This is a genomic window from Neobacillus citreus (genome assembly GCF_018343545.2).
Taxonomy (GTDB): domain Bacteria; phylum Bacillota; class Bacilli; order Bacillales; family Cytobacillaceae; genus Neobacillus; species Neobacillus citreus.
This window is the reverse complement of record NZ_JAGYPE020000001.1, coordinates 95,727-114,331: the sequence shown is the minus strand read 5'-3', so window position 1 is coordinate 114,331 and position 18,605 is coordinate 95,727. Positions and strand designations below refer to the sequence as shown.

Genomic DNA, 18,605 nt, shown 5'->3' with positions numbered 1-18,605 from the left:
ATCTTTTAATACCAAGACAATCGTGGACAACCAATTCCAATGTAAGCATATGTTAGTAGAAAGATAAAACATTTTTATGGAAAGGGATGGTGTCATGATTAACTGGAAAGTTCGGTTCAAGAACCGGAACTGGGTGATTGCATTTATCTCGCAGCTATTTATTGTCGCGCAAATGATTCTAGGCGGATTAAATTCCATGGGCATAACTAATTTCCAGCTTTCGGATGCACTTCAGGATTGGGTAATTACCTTGGCAAATGCTGTTTTTGTATTGCTTTCATTGCTTGGAATTGTTCAAGACCCGACGACCAAAGGGTATGGCGACAGTACCCGAGCCTTAAATTATAAAGATCCAAATTAACCATAAAAGAGGCTGTCAAGCAAGACAGCCTCTTTTTCGCTGTGTTATGAAATGGTTTGTACAAATAAACCTTCCCCCTCCAGCCATTCAGCAATAAAAATATTCTTGTAGTCCGTGATATTATGGGAATTTAGCTGAGTTGTCAGCCATGCTTCGTCATACCCTAAATCGGTAATTTCATCCCATAAAACCTCCCCATCCCGTATAATTGTTACGGGTACACAGACCGGCTTGGGAGGCATATTAAAGTCCTCTTGAGTGGTTTTTTGATATTTTGTCTTTTTTAAAATACTTAATGACCCGTTTGGCTCAAGATAGCAATAAGCGACTTCACGGATTGAAAAGGTTTCACTTTGCCGGAGCAGGCTTTGCAGCTGATTGATATTCATACGGTTTTTCTTCAATTCATGCCGGTCCACCACACCGTTTCTAATCAGTGCTGAGGGCTTTCCTTCGACCATGCCGCGAAAGACTAGAAACTTCTGTCCAAGATATTCGACAGTTATAAGAAGAGCCCCCCATAGTACCATGGAATACATAATATAGTAAAAACTGATTTTATCATCATAGATGGCGTTACCAATTATTTCGCCTAGAACAATGGAGGAAATAAAAGTAAAGGGAGTTGCCCTTTTAATAATTTTTCTACCAATGATTTTTATCCAAAGAACGAGAAGGATAAAGCCAACAATCAGGTCAGCTGTTATGTAAGCCAGTTTCATAATCCAATGCTCCAATCAAAACCCATACTACATTCTTTTATTGCCAAGTATTCGTATAATGAAACACATTCCAATATCTTCAAGAAAATTCTTTACATTTTTCTAATAAAATAGTTTACTAATATGTATCTGAAAATTTGCGAGGAAACATATATGACCAGAATAAAACAGTATATTGGACAGTTTCATCCTATCGTTTGGGTCTTGTTATTAGGAACCGTTTTAACCAGGGGTTCCGCTTTTATGACTCTGCCATTTTTGTCTATCTATTTATCAAGACATTTGGAGCTTTCTCCAATTGTAATCGGGATTACAGTTGGGATGAGCCCGTTAATGGGAACGGTGGGGGGATTTATCGGGGGGCATCTGTCGGACCGTTTTGGCCGTAAGCCAATCATGCTGACTGCTTTATTTACGCTGACACTTGTTTACTTCGGCTTTACTATTGCTAACGAGCAAATTTGGTTCATTCTATTAAATGCTATTAATGGACTTTGTACATCCTTTTTCGAACCAACCTCTCAAGCTCTTATGGCAGATTTAACTGACAAGACGAAACGCATGAAGGTTTATTCGTTACGGTACACAGCCATCAATATCGGGGCATCTGTTGGTCCGCTTCTTGGGGCCTATTTTGCCAATACATCTGCAAAAGTTTCCTTTGCCATTACAGGCAGTACCTATCTATTGTATGCCATAGTCTTGTTATGGCTAATGAAAAAACTAGTTATCTCAAATGAAGCTGCTGCGAAGAAAGTAGTTTCTGCGGCAGATGCATTTAAAATCATAAAGACGGATAAGGCATTAAGATATTTATTAGTTGGGATTATCTTGATAAACATGGGATATTCCCAAATAGACTCGAACCTGCCGCAGTACCTGGAAAATTCGCTGGAGAATGGCGTGCTGATTTTCTCTGTGCTTCTTACCATCAATGCTGTCATGGTGGTGTTTTTGCAAATGCCAATCAGCCATATCGCGGAGAAGCTGAGCTTGATGCAGGGAATGGTTTTCGGTGCTATCTTTATGACAGCCGGATTAATCGGATTTAGCTTCATTAATGGTTGGGTAACAGCAATTATTGCCATGGTGCTTTTAACGGTTGGTGAAATATTGATTTTCCCGGCCAACAGCATGATGATGGACAAACTTGCCCCAGAACATTTACGCGGCACCTACTTCGGAGCCGGACAGTTTCGAAAGATTGGTCATTTCTTCGGTCCAATCCTCGGTGGATATCTACTAAGCCACCTTCAAGGACAGTTCATGTTTTTGATAATTTCGTTAGTAACCCTAGCCAGCATTATTTTCTTCACAGCAGGAAACAAAACGTTTATGGAGTCAAAGACTGTGAAAGCTGAATCATTTTAACAGATTTTGATTGCCGAAAAATCTCCCGTTAGGTAAAATTTGATAAATAATAGGAAAGAAAAAACTTTTTTTGAATAGGATTAATTAATCCTTTTAAAAAGGGGTCCTGTAAATGTTCTGGATGGTGATGGTAATTTTGTCGATTTTCGTGATTGAGGAAACGACTTATTATTTTTGGAATCGATATGTTTACGGACCAAATGTTCAGAGAATAGAAATATGGAAGAATCGGTTTCCCATTTTAGTAATGCTGATTAGACGGAAGCATAAAAATACTGAAACTACAGAACCAAATAATCATGAAAAAAGCTCGCTTTAAGGCGAGCTTTTTGTATTTTCTTTTCTTTTCTTAAAAAAATATACAACCGATTTAATGAAAAAATAGAGTATAAACAAGAAGATGATTATATTTTCCGCAGGTTCCATAACCCTAAAAGGATTTAGTTCTTTCGTGACAATTCCAGAAAATTTAGTGCCCATTATCATATCTATTGAAATAATTAACATTGCTAGGGTTAGCGTTATAAGAACGGATGCGAGTAATATTTTCAAATAGGTCACCTTCTAATAATATTATCATGATTCTTTTATTATTATCAGTTAGTTATGCTTAACCAATTAATACTATGTAAATATAGGATAACCCATTTATTTTTGGGCAATCTACCTAATATATCCATTTTGTTCTGAAAGGGTGGGGGAAATTGTGTCGATTTGGTCTACCATGTTGAAAAATAAACAAAAAAGACGAAAGAATGATAATGTAAGACAACACAATGATCCGCAAAAACCTGAAGAACAACCTATCCATAGGAATTTTGAAGACAATGTTTCACGAATTAAAGGAGAATTAGGTAACAGCACGGACTTGTTGTTCCGTGAGTATCAAATTGGTGGTCTTAAAGGAACCATTGTATATGTGGATGGACTGGCAAATGGTCAACTAATCAATGATTTTTTTAATGAGACCCTTTTAAATTCAAGTTTCAATGGTACTCAAGATCCGTTTCAGTTTTTAATTGAGAAAGCAGCGGGTTTAGGAAATTTTCAGTTTGCCACTGACTGGAATCAAGTTTTTGATTCGTTTCTTTCGGGAAACACACTCTTTTTTTTAGACGGCTATAATCAAGCAATCAATGTGGAAACAAAGGGCTGGGATAAACGTTCCATTTCCGAACCAAGTACTCAATTATCTATCGGTGGTCCAAAGGATTCCTTTACGGAAACAATTCGAACTAATACCGCATTAATACGTCGGCGGATAAAAAGCCCAAATTTATGGCTGGAATCGATGAAGCTGGGTACCGTTGCACAAACCGATATTGCCATTATGTATATCAAGGGAATCGCTAATGAAAAAATTATTGGGGAAGTGAAAGAACGGCTTAATCAAATTAACATTGATGCTGTGATGGCGGAAGGTTATATTGAGCAATTATTTGAGGACCAAACTTGGACACCCTTTCCGACGACCCATCATTCCGAAAGACCGGATGTGATATCGTCTCATTTATTGGAGGGGAGAATTGCCATTTTAGTGGATGGAACACCCTTTGTTATTACAGTGCCGGCTATTTTTGCTCAATTTTTTCAAGCGCCTGACGATTATTATGCCCGCTTTGATATTTCGACAAGTCTTCGCATACTACGAATTTTAGCCTTTTTAATTGCTCTGATGGGTCCGGCTTTATATATTGCAGCGACAACCTTTCATCAGGAAATGATTCCTACCACATTGGCCATTGCCATTGCTGCTCAAAGAGAGAATGTCCCTTTCCCTGCATTTGTAGAGGCTTTAATCATGGAAGTGACGTTTGAAATATTACGGGAAGCAGGCTTAAGGCTGCCGAGGGCGGTGGGTCAGGCGGTTTCCATTGTAGGAGCATTAGTTATTGGGCAGGCAGCTGTTCAGGCGGGAATTGTCTCCCCTATAATGGTTATTGTTGTGTCAATTACAGCTATTGCCAATTTTTCGACACCAACCTTTATGATGGCCATTGCTGCACGATTAATTCGCTTTGCAATGATGGCATTGGCTACTTTCCTTGGCTTATATGGAATTGTATTAGGGCTAATGTTTATGTCCATCCATTTATGTGCATTACGTTCTTTTGGGATTCCTTATATGATGCCGATTGCACCTTTCAATGTTCAAAATCAGCAGGATATATTTATCCGTTATCCTATTTGGGCTATGAAATACCGCCCTAAATTTATAAGTAAGGGAAATACGGTAAGAGCTGGAGATAATCAGAAACCAATGCCTCCTAAACAGGAGGATAGTCAAGATTCGAAAGGTGAATCATGATGAAAAAAACCATGGTGATTTTTTTACTCATCGGTTTGTTCCTGCCGATTCTCAGCGCCTGCTGGAATCAAAAGGAGCTGACAGATTTAGCATTTGTAATGGCTATCGGTGTTGATAAAGGAGAAAATCGGCGGTTTCAAGTTTCATTTCAAATTGTTAATCCGGGAAATGTAACTTCCGGGCAAGGAGGCGGAGGCGGGGGACAGGGCCTTCCCATTGCGGTCTATACAAGTTCAGGCGATACACTTACTGAAGCTGCCAGAAGAGCGACCCAAAAAGTTTCTCGGCGTCTTTATTATGCCCATACCAATTTAATTGCCGTAAGTGAGGAAGTGGCGAAAGATGGACTCCTTGATATTCTTGATGCCTTGGATCGTGATCCGGAATTTAGAACGACAACAGAGATAGTCGTAGCAAGAAAAACCAGTGCAGAAAAATTGGTCTCAGCACTGGCTAATCTTGATAAATTGCCTGTCAATAAGGTTACAAAAGAAATAGAATCTACCGAAATGCAGTTAGGTGAAAATATGAGCGTAGATATTGATGAGTTCATAAACGCCCTTATAAGTCATGGGAGAGAGCCGTTCGTAAATGGTTATAAAATTTCCGGCAACCAAAATATGTCTGGATCATCAGATGATCTAAAGAAGACAAAATCAGAGGCCGTTCTTGCTTCTTCAGGATTGGCGATTTTTAAGAATGGTAAGCTTTCAGGGTGGATCGACCGAGAAAAGGCCCGCGGCGTGGTATGGCTTATGAATAAAGTTAAAAGCACTTCTATTAATGTTGATTGGAATGGAAAAAAAAATGCTATCACGATGGCCCCGATCCGATCTAAAACAAAAGTTAGCGTAAATATTAAACAGGGGAAGCCTGTTGTAAATGTAGCGATCGAATTTGAAGGGTGGATAAGTGAAGCAAATACGACGGTGGATTTAACAGACCCGAAGGAAATCGAAAAAATTGATAAGTCCGTAGCAAAAGAAATAGAAAAACAAATTAAGTCGACTATAACTGAAGTTCAAAAGAAGAAAAGTGATATTTTTGGATTCGGTGAAAGAATTCACCGGGAAAATCCAAAGCTTTGGAAAGAATTAAAAGGGAATTGGAACGAACGATTTGCGGACCTTGAAGTAAATGTTAAGGTAGATTCCTATACACGTCGTGAAGGAATCCGGACGAAGCCATTTTGGTTTGATATCAATCAATAAACCCTTAGTGAGGGGATAGGGATGGAAAACGCAAAAATAAAAGCATCGCAGATGTTTGTCCTCGTGGTCCTATTTGAAATGGGAAGCTCATTACTTGTTGGGCTTGGAGCAAGTGCAAGGCAAGATGCTTGGATTAGCATTTTATTAGGGCTGGCGGGAGGAATTTTAATCTTTTTTGTTTATTACCGGCTTTTTATATATTACCAGGAACTTCCATTGACAGGCTATCTGGAAAAAATAATGGGAAAATGGATTGGCAGAATACTTGCCTTGTTGTACATTGTCTATTTTATTTATATTGCGACAAGAGTATTACGGGACTTCGGAGAGCTGTTAACAACGACTATTTACACAGCTACCCCTCTAGTTGTCATCAACTCTTTAATGATTTTGACCATCATTTATGGGATTCATAAAGGTTTTGAGGTAATTGCCAGAATTGGTGAGTTGTACTTCGCCCTAATTTACATCATGGCAATTATCGGAATGATCCTTGTTACAGGTTCTGGACTTATCCACTTTGAAAATCTTAGACCAATGCTGGAGAATGGATTTAAACCTGTACTTCGCACATTTATTAAAGAAACCCTCGTTTTCCCATTTGGGGAGATGATTGTTTTTACCATGCTTCTGCCTTATTTAAACAATCCAAAAAAGGTCAAAATCGCCTGTATTGGGGGAATGAGTTTAGCAGGTATCAATATCGCTATTACCGCTTTAGTTAACGTAGCAGTATTGGGACCAGATCTTTTTGTACGATCCAATTTCCCGTTATTAACCACAATTGGGAAAATTCAATTAGCAAATTTTATTGAACGGCTGGATGTGTTTTTTATGCTTTATTTGGTGATTGGCGGCTTTTTTAAAATAACCATCTATTATTATGCAGCAGTGATTGGAGCTGCCGATTTATTCAAGTTTAAAAGCCATCAAAAGCTGAATTTTCCAATCGGTTTTTTAATATTACTGTCATCAGTAATGATTGCCTCAAATTTTGCAGAACATATCGAGGAAGGGATAAACGTTGTTACCATCTACTTACATTGGCCCTTCCAAATTATTATTCCATTATTTTTACTAGTCATCGCTTTTTTTAGAAATAGAAAGAAGCAACCGAAACAGCAATCGACCCAACAGCCTAATCAACAATCTAGTCAGTAATAATTTCTTTTAGCATAGAATGCAAAAAAACAGCCTTCCTTAACTCAGTGAAGGCTGTTTTTTGTTATCTTGATGGGGTGGGACACTGCTTGCCTGTAGGATAGGGAGGACAATATGAACAGATGTACCTTGATTTTCCCTGCTCTCAAAATGAATGGTGCCATGATGTGATTCAACAATTTTAAAGCTAACAGTTAATCCTAAACCAGTTCCTTTTTCTTTGGATGAATAAAAAGGTTCGCCAATTTTGGCAAGCCTTTCCTCAGAAATACCACAGCCATTGTCTTCGATAACAATTGAAATCGTTTCAGGCTCCATCTTTTTAAAAGAAATGGTAACCATGCCGCCATTCCCAGATGCTTCAATCGCATTTTTTATGATATTTATGAACAACTGTTTCAATTGGTTTGGCTCACATTCAATCGTCATTTCGACGTTTGGAAAACGAGATTCAATCTGGACATTATGGTAACTGGCTTCAGAACTTAGTAATGAAATGACATCTTTTAAGAGTTTTTTAACATCCGCCTTTGTGAATTTTACGGCTTGAGGCTTCGCCAGTAATAGAAGTTCACCTACAATGTGATTAATTCGGTCTAGCTCATCAAGCATGATTTGATAATAAAACTGGTGTCTTTCATCCTCGACTTTAAGGAGCTGTACGAAGCCTTTAAGGGAGGTAAGCGGATTACGTATTTCATGGGCAACGCTCGCCGACAGTTCTCCTACAACTGACAGCTTTTCGGTCCTTCTCAGGCGCTCTTCCCGTTCTTCAAGTTTATTTACCATGTCCCTTTTTTCTGTTATATCGCGACCTATAACAACCAGTCCTTGTCTAGAACCATCAGGATTAAATAGAGGGACCTTTATCGTGTCAAAAAATTTTGTTGACCCATTTGGAAGGGGGAGGGCCTCTTCAACACGGGTAATTTTTTTATTTTTCCAAGTTTCTTCATCTGAAATCTCACAATTTCTAAGAGCATCGGCATAAAAGTCTGTATGCTCGGCTAACTCGGAATCTTTTTTACCTCGGTAATCAACATTTTCAAGCTGGAATAATTGTAACCCGAAATCATTGGCCTCAATCCATCGGCCTTGCCCATCTTTAAAATTGACAAAATCCACCATCGAATTAATCAGGGTAGAAAGGCGCTGCTGGTCCTCCTTGGACTCATTCAATTCATTTGCTTTATTCATAAAGAAATAAATGAATGCCCCTGTGACCATTAAATAAAAAATTTCTTTGATTCTTGCTAATATTTCCATATAAGAAGCTGGCACAAAATGTTCAACTAAATAGTTGGAACCATAAATCCATATTAAACTAGTAAAAAAGTAGATGATAATCAGCTTTTTTTTCTGCATGAAAATCTCCAATTCCCTCTACTGGGTTATATATTTATCTTTTATCTATATTACTTGATAATGGATGATTTAGAAACATCATATTCATGGAAAAACAGGCAAAGTGCAATTATCTAGTAAATTCTTTTGCCGAGGATCAGCAAGTCTCTTTCAATTCCGTCTAATTCGGCTACATTTGGAAGATGGGCCCATTTTTCAAAACCAAAGCTGTTAAAGAGTTTAACGCTTGGCTCATTATGGGCAAATATAAAGCCAAGTAAGGTCTTGATGCCGATATTTGGACAGAAGTCGATCGCTTTTTGGATCAGATATTTACCAAGCTTCTTGCCTCGATAATCAGGATGAATGTAAATGCTGATTTCAGCAGTGCCATTATAGGCAGGTCTCCCATAAAAGGATTGAAAGCTTACCCATGCGCAAATATTCCCATCATGTTCTACTACCCATAATGGCCGAAATTCAGGTGAATGATCGTGAAACCATTGCGTCCGGTTTTCAACATTGATAGGCTCTATATCAGCAGTCACCATTCTGCTTGGAATGGTTGTATTATATATGTGAACAATATCTTCTAAATCTTTTATTTCTGCATCTCTAATTATGAATTCTTCAAACATGACCTAACACCCCAATAACTTGAATAAATAACTAGATTTTATGGTAAACCTTCTATCAAGCAAAATCAATATCCGGTCGAGTATTAAAAAGAAAAACCTTTTCCCGGGAATGCAATCCTGGAAAAAGGTTTTCCCTGATTCGTTTCATTGGCAAATCCCTACCAACGGTGGGCTTTGGCATTACTCCTTAAGATGATGTTGTTTTGCGACATTTGCGTTTCGCCATTCACCTGAGATTTCTGACGCTTATGCCTTGTCGAATTTTTTACAAACATATCCGAGTGTGCATCCATACGCTCTCTGTAGCTCATCAAATCACCTCAAAATAGGATTTTGAAACGATGATATTCGAATGGAATATCATCTTTATCATTTGTAAAGATAATGAAAAATAGTCTATCTGAAAAAATTTTAAATATAAATTTAATTTTAAACTTGTTTTTTCTGAAATTTCGAAATAAAATAATCTTAAACATACCAACCGGTAGGTATGTGATAAACTAAACCGGCATAATACTAATAGCAGTAAAAAATACTAGAATCCTAGATTGGAGTGAAAGACATGCATTTACGTCTAACAGATGAACAAAAAATGGTTCAGCAAACGATTCGAAAATTTGTTGAAAAAGAACTAATGCCGCTTGAAAATGAAGTCCTAAGAAGAGAGCGGGAAGGTAAGCCAAGCCTACCGGAGGGCAAACTGCAGGAATTGCGGCTAAAAGCTAAGGAAGCCGGATTCTGGGGAATTAACACTCCAGAAGAATACGGCGGTGCTGATCTTGGACAAATGATGATGGCGCTTGTTTACATGGAGGTTTCCAAAACATTTGTACCATTCTCATTCGGCGGCTCTGCTGATAACATCCTCTACTATGGTAATGAAGAACAAAAGAAAAAATACCTAATTCCAACTATTAACGGTGAAAAGAAATCATGTTTCGCTATGACAGAGCCAGGTGCTGGATCTGATACAACAAATATTAAAATGACCGCTGTTAAAGATGGCAATGAATGGGTCCTAAATGGCGAAAAAACATTCATTACAGGCGGAAATGAAGCAGATTTCGTTATGGCCATTGCGATTACTGATAAAGAATTGCACCAAAAAACTAGAGGCCGTGAAGGTGTAACATGCTTCATCGTTGACCGCGATATGGGCTGGAAATCAGAATTTATACATACCATGGGAGAATGGGGTCCAGCCGGTTTGGTATTTGATAATGTCCGCGTTCCGGAAGAAAATATTCTTGGCGAACTGCATAAAGGTTACAATCTTGGACTTGAGTGGATTGGCTTTGCAAGATGGGTTGTTGGCGCTAGAGCTGTTGGTACAGCAGAACGCTTATTGCAAATGGCAATTGATTATGCAAAAGAACGCGAGACTTTCGGCAAACCGATTGCAGAAAGACAAGCAATTCAATGGATGATTGCCGATAGTGCTGTTGATATTGAAGCAGCAAGATGGCTTGTGTTAAACGCAGCATGGACACTTGACCAAGGCGAAGATAATCGTCATTATGCATCCATGGCAAAACTTTATGGTGCCAATATGGGCAACCGTGTAGTTGACAAAGTTATGCAGATTCATGGCGGTATGGGTTACACAAGAGAATTGCCAATTGAGCGCTGGTACCGTGAAGCCAGACTTTGGAGAATTTACGATGGAACTGATGAAATTCAGCGCCTGATTATTTCTCGTAACCTGCTTAAGGGCCATGTGAAACTTGGTATTTAATAAGCTTATTGTAAGCGTTGTCTAAAAAAATAAACATACAGATGTAAGGAGGAACAATAATGGCAGGAAGATTTGAAGGAAGAGTTGCGTTTATCACTGGCGGAAGCCGTGGAATCGGCAAAGGGATTGTCGAGTATTTTGCAGAAGAAGGAGCTAGTGTTGCTCTTATCGACTTAAATGAAGAGGCATTAAGCGAAACAGCTAGCGAACTGAAAGAAAAAGGATATCAAGTCTATGCAAAGGTAGCCAATGTCGTCGACCCTGAGCAGGTAGAGGCTGCAGTTAAAGAGGTTCATGATGCTTTTGGCCGCATTGATATTCTTGTAAACAATGCTGGGGTAATCCGCGATAATTTATTGTTCAAAATGACTGATGCCGACTGGCAAACTGTCATGGATGTGCACCTAAAAGGTTCCTTTAATGCTGCCCGTGCTGCTCAAAAATACATGGTTGAGCAAAAATATGGCCGGATCATCAATATCTCTTCAACTTCTGCATTAGGTAACCGCGGTCAGGCAAACTATGCAGCAGCAAAAGCCGGACTTCAGGGCTTTACGAAAACCCTTGCACTTGAACTAGGACGTTATGGAATCACAGCGAACTCGGTTGCTCCTGGATTTATCGAAACCGATATGACAAAAGCAACGGCTGAAAGAATTGGAATCTCCTTTGACCAGATGATTCAGGCTAGTGTAGCCAATATTCCTGTCGGCAGAAGCGGAAAACCTGCTGATATCGCAAATGCTGTTGCATTCTTTGCAGATGAGAAATCAGGGTTTGTTAACGGCCAGGTTATCTATGTTGCCGGCGGACCAAAATGTTAATTTAGGGGTGAGCTAAATTGTTCAAAAATCAAATTGGCAAGCGATCTAATAAAGTGAAAAATGCCGTAGAAAGAGGAGCCGTTAAAAAATTTGCTGAAGCCATTGGCGATTTGCATCCTATCTATTTTGATGAGGATGCCGGCAGACTCTCACGTTATCAAAAGAACATTGCCCCGCCAACCTTCCCAAGGGTATTTGATTATGGGGTGATAGAAGACCTGTACCTGCCTAATAAAGGCTTGATACATGGGGAGCAGTCTTTCCATTATGAGCGCCCATTATATGTAGGTGAGGAAATTTATTGTTATTCTCAGGTGAAAAATTACTTTGAGAAAAAAGGGAACTTTGGAGAAATGGGCTTCCTGGTAATGGAAAACTGTGGTGAGGATTCAGAAGGAAATGTCATTTTCACTTCTAGTTCCACTGTAGTCATATCTGAAGCTGTAAGGAAGGTGTTGGCGAAATGAGTTCACTAACTCAATTGCAAACCGGTGATTCCTTAAAGGAAATCCAGTTATCACCTGTTTCCAGGATCGACCTGATTAAATATGCAGGTGCTTCCGGAGATTTTAATCCGATCCATACAATTGACGAAGAAGCAACAAAAGCCAGTCTGCCGGGAATCATTGCCCATGGAATGTGGACGATGGGAAATCTGGCCAAGTTGTTTACGGAATATTATGAAGAGGGCTTTGTCAAGGATTACTCAATCCGTTTTAAAGGCATGGTTTTCTTAAATGACGTGATTACATTAAAGGCTTCTTTAAAGGATAAGGAAGATAATCAGCTTCGCTTCGATGTCCAGGCTGTGAACCAGCAAGGGAAGGATGTAATAAAAGGAGAAGTTGTATACCAGCTTTACTAACATAAGAGACAGAATTGCAGATTGAAGGAATAAACCCGGCACGAAAGATGGACTCCCCTCTGAATGCTGGGTTTATTGTTATCGGTTGTTGATTGGAGCTTAAATCACATCAAAGTTAAATTTAAAAAGGGATGATTATATGACGGTCAAATTAAAATTAAGTTATAAGCCGCCGGTATTTTCCTCAGTCGAAGAGGAACGCCAGCATTTAAAACAAAAACTGGCTGCTGCCTTCCGCTTATTTTCAAAATTTGGATTTGATGAAGGTGTCGCAGGACATATTACCGCACGCGACCCCGAACTGAAGGATCACTTCTGGGTAAACCCGTTCGGCATGCATTTCAGCCAAATCAGCGCTTCTGACTTAATTCTCTGCAATCATCAAGGTGAAGTTGTCGAAGGAAATTATCCGGTAAACCGGGCCGCATTCGCTATTCACTCGCAGGTCCATGCTGCAAGGCCGGACATTATCGCAGCTGCCCATGCCCATTCAGTCTATGGGAAGTCATGGTCTTCGCTAGGACGCCTTCTAGATCCAATCACACAGGATGCATGTGCATTTTATCAGGATCATTCCTTGTTTGATGATTTCACTGGAGTTGTTCATGAAATTGAAGAAGGCAGACGGATTGGCCAAGCGCTTGGTGATAAGAAAGCCTGTATCCTAAGAAACCATGGTCTTTTAACGGTCGGAAGGTCCGTTGATGAGGCAGCCTGGTGGTTTATTACGATGGAGCGCTCCTGTCAGGCACAGCTTCTTGCTGAGGCAGTTGGTAAACCGGTAATTATTGAAAATGAAAGTGCTAGCAATACCTATAATACTGTCGGTACTTCCAGTGCGGGATGGTTCCAGTTCCAGCCATTATGGAATCGGATTGTCAAGGAACAGCCGGATTTACTAGATTAATCATGTTCTCTGAAGGGAGCGATTCCTTTCAGAGCCATACATATGGAATAAGCAGGGGGAAGCAGCATGAAAATTGGCGTGGCCGGTACAGGTGCGGTCGGTGGTTATTTTGGCGGCCTTTTAAAAAGGGCGGGTAATGAGGTCATTTTTTTAGCGAGGGGAAACAATCTCGAAAGAATGAGGGAAAATGGGCTGACTATTGAAAGCGATTCCGAATCATTCACAGTGGAGGCAACGTTTACCGATTGTTATGAGGACTTTATGGATGTAGACCTGCTGTTGTTTTGTGTTAAGTCAACAAGCACAATGGAAATGGCTGAGAAGTTTACCCGTGTATTAAAGGAATCATGCATGATTATGACTCTCCAAAATGGGGTAGATAATGAAGAATTTCTCGCTTCCGTATTTGGCAGCGGCCGGATCTTATCTGCTGCTGCTTATATTCAGGCAGGTGTGACGGAATCAGGAACTGTAAAACAAATCGGTGTCCCGCCAAAGCTGGTATTTGGAGCTTTAGAGGAAGATTTACGGGAAAGACTCAGTGTCATTCAAGAGCTATTTAACATTGCTAATATTGAAGCCTATTCAACTCGTGACATTTTAAAAATCAAGTGGAAAAAATTGCTTTGGAATGTCACCTTTAACCCTTTGACAGCCTTAATAGAAGCAAAGGTTAGGGCTATTTATGAGGACAAGGGATTAAAAGAAACGGCGATAAAAATCTGTCAGGAAGCTATTGCTGTTGCAAGAGCAGCAGGGGTTGAGATCGAGGAAGAACAGTATGAAACAGTGATGATGCAAGGGCAGTTTGCCCAAGATCACCAAACCTCGATGCTGCAGGATAAGCTTAAAGGGAAACCGCTGGAACTGGAATCTATTGCCGGTTATATTGTGAAAAAAGGAAAAGAATTAGGGGTAGAAACCCCAGTCCTCAATACTATTTATCATCTTTTAAACTTTCAAACGAGGAACGTTTGAGTAATCAATGTGCTAAGAGAGGTGTTCGAATTGCAAATACAACACAAACGTCCTTGGCTCGGCCACTATCCTGAAACTGCGGTATCTTCCATTGAATTTCCGGAAATGAGCCTTTACACATTTTTGGATCACACAGCTGAAAAATACCCTGAGAATACGGCCATTATTTATGAAAATGAAAAGCTGACCTACCATGACTTGAAGGATAAGGTTGACCGGCTGGCAGCGGCTTGGAAAGAGCTTGGCGCAGCAAAAGGAGATCGTCTGGGGTTGATGGTCGGAAATCACCCTATATATGTTGTATCCTATTATGCTGCCCTGAAGCTTGGGATGATTGTCGTGCAAATCAATCCGCATTATACACCAAGGGAACTGCTTGAAATATTCAATGATTCTGAAACCGCTTATTTGGTAGCTGAGCCGGATGGTCTCGAGAAAATTGTGAAAATTTGTGAAATTTATTCATTTAAGAAGATATTTTCTGCAGGTGATTCGCAAACCAATGACATTCCAACTATTTCGGAATTGATTGAAAGTGCCGTTCCTCTAAAGGAAACATGTTCAATTTCAGCAAAGAAGGATATTGCAGTAATTCAATATACCGGAGGAACAACCGGTAAAAAGAAAGGTGCCATGCTGACGCATTTTAACTTGAGTGCGAATGTGTTGCAGAGCAAGGTTCTTTATGGAAGTAAAATGGTTTACGGACAGGAAATCATTTTGACCGCAACCCCGCTTTACCATGTTTACGGAATGACGAGCGGCATGAATCTGCCGATTTATCTCGGGGCAGCCATTCTATTAGTAAACCGTTTTGAGCTTGAGAAGGTTCTAAGACTCATTCAAACTTACAGGCCTACGTTCTTCCCGGGTGTTCCAAAAATGTATAATGCTTTTGCCAATTACCCGGAAATTGATCAATATGATTTAACCTGCTTTAAGGTCTGTACAAGCGGGTCGGCTCCATTGCCGATTGAAATTATGAAAAAATTAAAGGACCTGACGGGAGTGCCGATTGGGGAAGGTTATGGACTATCGGAAACTTCTCCTACTACCCATCGCAATCCTCCTGATGGCGTTAGCAAAATAGGCAGCATCGGGATTCCATTGCCAGCTACAGACTGCCGGATTGTTGACGAAAATGGTGTGGATGTACCGGAAAAGACAGTCGGCGAGATCTTAATTAAGGGGCCGCAGGTCATGCTTGGATACTGGAATAAACCAGAAGAAACCGCCCAAGCACTAAAGGATGGCTGGCTCTATACCGGTGACTTAGCAACGATGGATGATGAGGGCTACTTTTATATTGTCGGACGAAAAAAAGAAATGGTGATTGTCGGTGGCTTTAATGTTTATCCCCAGGAGGTTGAAGGAGTTTTATATGAACATCCTGCTGTATTAGAAGCAGCTGTTGTCGGGATTCCGGATAAGGAAGCCGGCGAAATCGTCAAGGCCTATATTGTTCCGAAAGCCGGCAAAGATATCGATATTCAAGAATTAAAGGAACATTGCTACCAAAACCTGACCCGCTACAAAGTACCGAAACAATTTGAAATAAGAGAATCCCTGCCTCGAAACACAGTAGGAAAGCTCTTAAAAAGAATCCTTGTAGAAGAAGAAGCAAAAAAGGCTTAAAGCATAACGGAGGGATTTAGTCATGAACTTTGAACTGGATGAGGATATTCTTTTTTTAAAAAAGAATGTAAGAGAATTTATTCAAACCGAAGTCGAAGCGGTTGCGATGCAAATTGAAGAGGAGAACCAAATTCCGGAAAGAATTATCAATATGTCAAAAGAGATGGGGCTTTTCGGTTTAAGTATTCCTGAGGAATATGGCGGGCTTGGAATTGGGATGGTCGGCAAATGTGCCCTATATGAGGAAATCGGCCAGACACACAATGGCTATACCACGTTAATTGGCGCTCATACTGGCATTGGTTCGGTCGGGATTGTTGAAATGGGAAATGAGCAGCAAAAGCGTAAGTATTTGCCGGAAATGGCAAGCGGTGAAAAAATTGGCGCATTTGCCTTAACCGAACCTGAAGCGGGGTCCAATGCTGCTAACTTAAAAACAACGGCTGTTCGTAAGGGTGATAAATATATCCTAAATGGATTGAAGCATTATATTACCAATGCTACTGAGGCCAGCGTTTTCACTGTGATGGCTGTGACCGACCCGTCTAAAGGGGCCAAGGGCATCACCTCGTTCATTGTTGAAAAGGATTTCCCCGGCTTCAGGGTGGGGGCCGTTGAGAAAAAAATGGGCTTAAGAGGTTCTCATTCAGCAGAATTAATTTTTGAAGATTGCGAGGTTCCAGTGGAAAATGTGCTTGGTGAAGAAGGGCAGGGCTATATGAATGCCTTGAAAATTCTTGCCAACGGACGTGCTGGTTTGGCCTCCCGGAATTTGGGCTCCTGCCAAAAGCTTCTCGACATGTCAACGCGATATGCGCTTGAGAGAATCCAATTTGGCAAACCAATCATCAGGAACCAGGCTGTCAGTCATATGCTTTCCGAGATGGCCGTAGATATCGAAGCACTGCGTTCGTTTACGTATCGCGTTGCCTGGATGGTTGATCAGGGAATGAAGGTCATCAAAGAAGCAGCGATGCTGAAGCTATACGGTTCCGAGGTATACAATCGTGTTGCTGATAAGGCAGTTCAGATCCATGGAGGAATTGGGTATATTGCAGACTATCCGATTGAACGCTTTTATCGTGATGCGCGGATCACAAGAATCTATGAAGGAACTTCAGAGATTCAGAAAAACATTATTGCTGCGCAGTTAGAGAAGGAATACAGCTAAACTATTATTCTAGGGACAGGTGATTTAATATGCAAAATGATATTGTCATTTTAAGTGCAGTAAGAACACCAGTAGGGAGATATGGCGGCACATTAAAAAGTCTTAATTCCGGGCAGTTGGCAGCGGTTGCGATTAAAGAGGCTATTGATCGCGCCGGTATTAAGCCTGAGCAAGTCGATGAAGTGATTTTAGGAGAGGTTAGACAAACGACAGAATCCTCCAATGTAGCAAGAGTCGCTGCGCTTCGGGCTGGGGTTCCGGAAACAGCTCCGGCATTTACGATTAACCGTTTGTGTGCCTCAGGAATGCAGGCAGTTGCTTCAGGGGCGCAGCAAATCGCATTTGGTCAAGCAGATATTGTAGTCGCTGGGGGAACTGAAAGCCTCAGTAATGCTCCTATTTACCTAAGAAACTCCCGCTTTGGCGGTGACAATCCAAAGCTGGTTGATTCCAATGCCGAGGCTGGCCAACAGCCTCAGGAAACATACGGCAGCGGGCTTGGAATGGGAATAACGGCGGAAAATGTCGCTGAAAGATTTTCGATTTCTCGCGAGGACCAGGATACATTTGCGCTAGAAAGTCAGCGTAGAGCAGCAGCTGCCATCAGTGAGAAACGCTTTGCGGACGAAATTGTCCCTGTAGAAGTTAAAGGGAAAAAAGGGTCCGTTTGGTTTACGGAGGACGAACATCCAAGACCTGATACAACCATCGAGGCATTAAGCCGTCTAAAGCCGGCGTTTAAACAAAATGGCACGGTTACGGCTGGTAATGCCTGCGGGCGGAATGACGGGGCAGCTGCGCTTGTACTAACATCAGGCAGCCATGCCGAGAAATTAGGCTTAAAACCGATAGCGCGAATTGTCGATTGGACAGCTGTTGGTGTATCACCTGAAGTTATGGGCATCGGTCCGGTTCCAGCAGTGAAAAAACTCCTTGAACGTACAGGCTTAACGCTTGGCGAAATTAGTTTAATCGAACTGAATGAAGCGTTCGCTTCGCAATCACTTGCTGTTATTCGTGAGTTAAACTTAGATTCGTCCCGAGTGAATGTCAATGGCGGTGCAATTGCTTTGGGCCATCCGCTTGGTGCCACGGGTGCGAAGATTATGACGACTCTGATTTATGAATTGAAACGCCGTGGTGAAAAATACGGAATTGCCACTCTTTGTGTTGGCGGCGGCCAAGGAATGGCAATCCTGGTTGAAGCCTTTAATCAATAGGAAAGGGCAGGAAATGTGAAATTACCAGTTACGAGATCGACATTTTTTGAATACTTGGGTTTTAACAGCACTAAAACCGACACGTTTCATCTTGATTTGCCGCTTCAGACTATTTTGCTGCAGGATGATGGCACTGTCCATCCAGGCGTTTTTT

20 protein-coding genes are annotated in these 18,605 nt (G+C 40.8%); 15 read left to right on the top strand and 5 right to left on the bottom strand.

Going from position 1 to position 18,605, the window contains the following annotated elements; genetic code table 11:
- The first annotated feature begins 94 nt into the window (after window positions 1-94).
- Window positions 95-361, top strand: a complete 267-nt coding sequence (locus KHB02_RS00560) for a phage holin (RefSeq protein ID WP_213140418.1) — start codon at window positions 95-97, stop codon at window positions 359-361.
- 44 nt (window positions 362-405) lie between these two features.
- On the opposite strand, the gene KHB02_RS00555 is transcribed toward KHB02_RS00560, so the two are convergent.
- Window positions 406-1,083, bottom strand: coding sequence for a DUF421 domain-containing protein (locus KHB02_RS00555; protein WP_213140417.1), 678 nt, complete (start codon window positions 1,081-1,083; stop codon window positions 406-408).
- A gap of 153 nt (window positions 1,084-1,236) precedes the next feature.
- On the opposite strand from KHB02_RS00555, the gene KHB02_RS00550 reads away from it, so the two are divergent.
- Both KHB02_RS00550 and KHB02_RS00545 read left to right on the top strand, forming a co-directional pair.
- Window positions 1,237-2,454, top strand: a complete 1,218-nt coding sequence (locus KHB02_RS00550) for an MDR family MFS transporter (protein ID WP_213140416.1) — start codon at window positions 1,237-1,239, stop codon at window positions 2,452-2,454.
- Window positions 2,455-2,566: 112 nt separating this feature from the next.
- Window positions 2,567-2,773: a hypothetical protein gene (locus KHB02_RS00545; protein WP_241113637.1), complete on the top strand. Its 207-nt coding sequence runs from the start codon at window positions 2,567-2,569 to the stop codon at window positions 2,771-2,773.
- Here the strand turns inward: KHB02_RS00545 and KHB02_RS30115 are convergent.
- The gene (locus KHB02_RS30115; RefSeq protein WP_476739045.1) at window positions 2,770-3,015 is read right to left on the bottom strand and encodes a YczF family membrane protein; all 246 of its coding nucleotides are present in this window, start codon (window positions 3,013-3,015) and stop codon (window positions 2,770-2,772) included. The genes KHB02_RS00545 and KHB02_RS30115 overlap by 4 nt on opposite strands.
- Window positions 3,016-3,178: 163 nt before the next feature.
- Here KHB02_RS30115 and KHB02_RS00540 point away from each other — a divergent pair, with 163 nt between their 5' ends.
- Genes KHB02_RS00540 through KHB02_RS00530 form a run of 3 tightly spaced genes read left to right on the top strand, consistent with a single transcriptional unit; the run spans window position 3,179 to window position 7,134 of the window.
- Window positions 3,179-4,762 carry a spore germination protein gene (locus KHB02_RS00540; protein ID WP_213141269.1) on the top strand — a complete coding sequence of 528 codons (1,584 nt, stop codon included), beginning with the start codon at window positions 3,179-3,181 and terminating at the stop codon, window positions 4,760-4,762.
- Window positions 4,759-5,973, top strand: a complete 1,215-nt coding sequence (locus KHB02_RS00535) for a Ger(x)C family spore germination protein (RefSeq protein WP_213140415.1) — start codon at window positions 4,759-4,761, stop codon at window positions 5,971-5,973. Before KHB02_RS00540 ends, KHB02_RS00535 begins: the two co-directional genes overlap by 4 nt.
- A 21-nt stretch (window positions 5,974-5,994) precedes the next feature.
- The gene (locus KHB02_RS00530; RefSeq protein ID WP_213140414.1) at window positions 5,995-7,134 is read left to right on the top strand and encodes a GerAB/ArcD/ProY family transporter; all 1,140 of its coding nucleotides are present in this window, start codon (window positions 5,995-5,997) and stop codon (window positions 7,132-7,134) included.
- Between the two features lie 39 nt (window positions 7,135-7,173).
- On the opposite strand, the gene KHB02_RS00525 is transcribed toward KHB02_RS00530, so the two are convergent.
- The 3 genes from KHB02_RS00525 to KHB02_RS00515 all read right to left on the bottom strand — a co-directional run bounded on the left by KHB02_RS00525 (window position 7,174) and on the right by KHB02_RS00515 (window position 9,427).
- Window positions 7,174-8,499 (bottom strand): ATP-binding protein, encoded by a 1,326-nt coding sequence (locus tag KHB02_RS00525; protein WP_213140413.1) that lies wholly within the window; start codon window positions 8,497-8,499, stop codon window positions 7,174-7,176.
- Between the two features lie 113 nt (window positions 8,500-8,612).
- Window positions 8,613-9,116, bottom strand: coding sequence for a GNAT family N-acetyltransferase (locus tag KHB02_RS00520; RefSeq protein ID WP_213140412.1), 504 nt, complete (start codon window positions 9,114-9,116; stop codon window positions 8,613-8,615).
- Between the two features lie 158 nt (window positions 9,117-9,274).
- Window positions 9,275-9,427 (bottom strand): YpzG family protein, encoded by a 153-nt coding sequence (locus KHB02_RS00515; protein ID WP_213140411.1) that lies wholly within the window; start codon window positions 9,425-9,427, stop codon window positions 9,275-9,277.
- Between the two features lie 251 nt (window positions 9,428-9,678).
- Between KHB02_RS00515 and KHB02_RS00510 the strand changes: the two genes are divergently transcribed.
- The 9 genes from KHB02_RS00510 to KHB02_RS00470 all read left to right on the top strand — a co-directional run bounded on the left by KHB02_RS00510 (window position 9,679) and on the right by KHB02_RS00470 (window position 18,451).
- A complete protein-coding gene (locus KHB02_RS00510) occupies window positions 9,679-10,851 on the top strand; it encodes an acyl-CoA dehydrogenase family protein (RefSeq protein ID WP_213140410.1) in 1,173 nt (390 codons plus the stop codon).
- Window positions 10,852-10,910: 59 nt separating this feature from the next.
- Window positions 10,911-11,675, top strand: coding sequence for a beta-ketoacyl-ACP reductase (locus KHB02_RS00505; RefSeq protein ID WP_213140409.1), 765 nt, complete (start codon window positions 10,911-10,913; stop codon window positions 11,673-11,675).
- Between the two features lie 17 nt (window positions 11,676-11,692).
- Window positions 11,693-12,142 (top strand): MaoC family dehydratase N-terminal domain-containing protein, encoded by a 450-nt coding sequence (locus KHB02_RS00500; RefSeq protein ID WP_213140408.1) that lies wholly within the window; start codon window positions 11,693-11,695, stop codon window positions 12,140-12,142.
- Window positions 12,139-12,540 carry a MaoC/PaaZ C-terminal domain-containing protein gene (locus KHB02_RS00495; protein ID WP_213140407.1) on the top strand — a complete coding sequence of 134 codons (402 nt, stop codon included), beginning with the start codon at window positions 12,139-12,141 and terminating at the stop codon, window positions 12,538-12,540. The genes KHB02_RS00500 and KHB02_RS00495 overlap by 4 nt, the downstream gene beginning before the upstream one ends.
- A 139-nt stretch (window positions 12,541-12,679) precedes the next feature.
- Window positions 12,680-13,447 carry a class II aldolase/adducin family protein gene (locus tag KHB02_RS00490; protein WP_213140406.1) on the top strand — a complete coding sequence of 256 codons (768 nt, stop codon included), beginning with the start codon at window positions 12,680-12,682 and terminating at the stop codon, window positions 13,445-13,447.
- 66 nt (window positions 13,448-13,513) lie between these two features.
- Window positions 13,514-14,425, top strand: a complete 912-nt coding sequence (locus tag KHB02_RS00485; RefSeq protein ID WP_213140405.1) for a ketopantoate reductase family protein — start codon at window positions 13,514-13,516, stop codon at window positions 14,423-14,425.
- 21 nt (window positions 14,426-14,446) lie between these two features.
- Window positions 14,447-16,060, top strand: a complete 1,614-nt coding sequence (locus KHB02_RS00480; protein WP_420848056.1) for a long-chain-fatty-acid--CoA ligase — start codon at window positions 14,447-14,449, stop codon at window positions 16,058-16,060.
- A gap of 22 nt (window positions 16,061-16,082) precedes the next feature.
- On the top strand, window positions 16,083-17,231 hold the full coding sequence (locus KHB02_RS00475) for an acyl-CoA dehydrogenase family protein (protein WP_213140404.1): 1,149 nt from the start codon (window positions 16,083-16,085) through the stop codon (window positions 17,229-17,231).
- A 29-nt stretch (window positions 17,232-17,260) separates the two neighbouring features.
- Window positions 17,261-18,451 (top strand): thiolase family protein, encoded by a 1,191-nt coding sequence (locus tag KHB02_RS00470; RefSeq protein WP_213140403.1) that lies wholly within the window; start codon window positions 17,261-17,263, stop codon window positions 18,449-18,451.
- The last annotated feature ends 154 nt before the right edge of the window (window positions 18,452-18,605 follow it).

What these genes read in the sequence shown, in the direction of transcription:
- KHB02_RS00560 (WP_213140418.1), top strand. Translation starts at nt 95, where the DNA reads ATGATTAACTGGAAAGTTCGGTTCAAGAACCGGAACTGGGTGATTGCA.
- KHB02_RS00550 (WP_213140416.1), top strand. Translation starts at nt 1,237, where the DNA reads ATGACCAGAATAAAACAGTATATTGGACAGTTTCATCCTATCGTTTGG.
- KHB02_RS00555 (WP_213140417.1), bottom strand. Translation starts at nt 1,083, where the DNA reads ATGAAACTGGCTTACATAACAGCTGACCTGATTGTTGGCTTTATCCTT.
- KHB02_RS00525 (WP_213140413.1), bottom strand. Translation starts at nt 8,499, where the DNA reads ATGCAGAAAAAAAAGCTGATTATCATCTACTTTTTTACTAGTTTAATA.
- KHB02_RS00470 (WP_213140403.1), top strand. Translation starts at nt 17,261, where the DNA reads ATGCAAAATGATATTGTCATTTTAAGTGCAGTAAGAACACCAGTAGGG.
- KHB02_RS00495 (WP_213140407.1), top strand. Translation starts at nt 12,139, where the DNA reads ATGAGTTCACTAACTCAATTGCAAACCGGTGATTCCTTAAAGGAAATC.
- KHB02_RS00510 (WP_213140410.1), top strand. Translation starts at nt 9,679, where the DNA reads ATGCATTTACGTCTAACAGATGAACAAAAAATGGTTCAGCAAACGATT.
- KHB02_RS00515 (WP_213140411.1), bottom strand. Translation starts at nt 9,427, where the DNA reads ATGAGCTACAGAGAGCGTATGGATGCACACTCGGATATGTTTGTAAAA.
- KHB02_RS00490 (WP_213140406.1), top strand. Translation starts at nt 12,680, where the DNA reads ATGACGGTCAAATTAAAATTAAGTTATAAGCCGCCGGTATTTTCCTCA.
- KHB02_RS00485 (WP_213140405.1), top strand. Translation starts at nt 13,514, where the DNA reads ATGAAAATTGGCGTGGCCGGTACAGGTGCGGTCGGTGGTTATTTTGGC.
- KHB02_RS00545 (WP_241113637.1), top strand. Translation starts at nt 2,567, where the DNA reads ATGTTCTGGATGGTGATGGTAATTTTGTCGATTTTCGTGATTGAGGAA.
- KHB02_RS00530 (WP_213140414.1), top strand. Translation starts at nt 5,995, where the DNA reads ATGGAAAACGCAAAAATAAAAGCATCGCAGATGTTTGTCCTCGTGGTC.
- KHB02_RS00540 (WP_213141269.1), top strand. Translation starts at nt 3,179, where the DNA reads ATGTTGAAAAATAAACAAAAAAGACGAAAGAATGATAATGTAAGACAA.
- KHB02_RS00505 (WP_213140409.1), top strand. Translation starts at nt 10,911, where the DNA reads ATGGCAGGAAGATTTGAAGGAAGAGTTGCGTTTATCACTGGCGGAAGC.
- KHB02_RS00520 (WP_213140412.1), bottom strand. Translation starts at nt 9,116, where the DNA reads ATGTTTGAAGAATTCATAATTAGAGATGCAGAAATAAAAGATTTAGAA.
- KHB02_RS00535 (WP_213140415.1), top strand. Translation starts at nt 4,759, where the DNA reads ATGATGAAAAAAACCATGGTGATTTTTTTACTCATCGGTTTGTTCCTG.
- KHB02_RS00475 (WP_213140404.1), top strand. Translation starts at nt 16,083, where the DNA reads ATGAACTTTGAACTGGATGAGGATATTCTTTTTTTAAAAAAGAATGTA.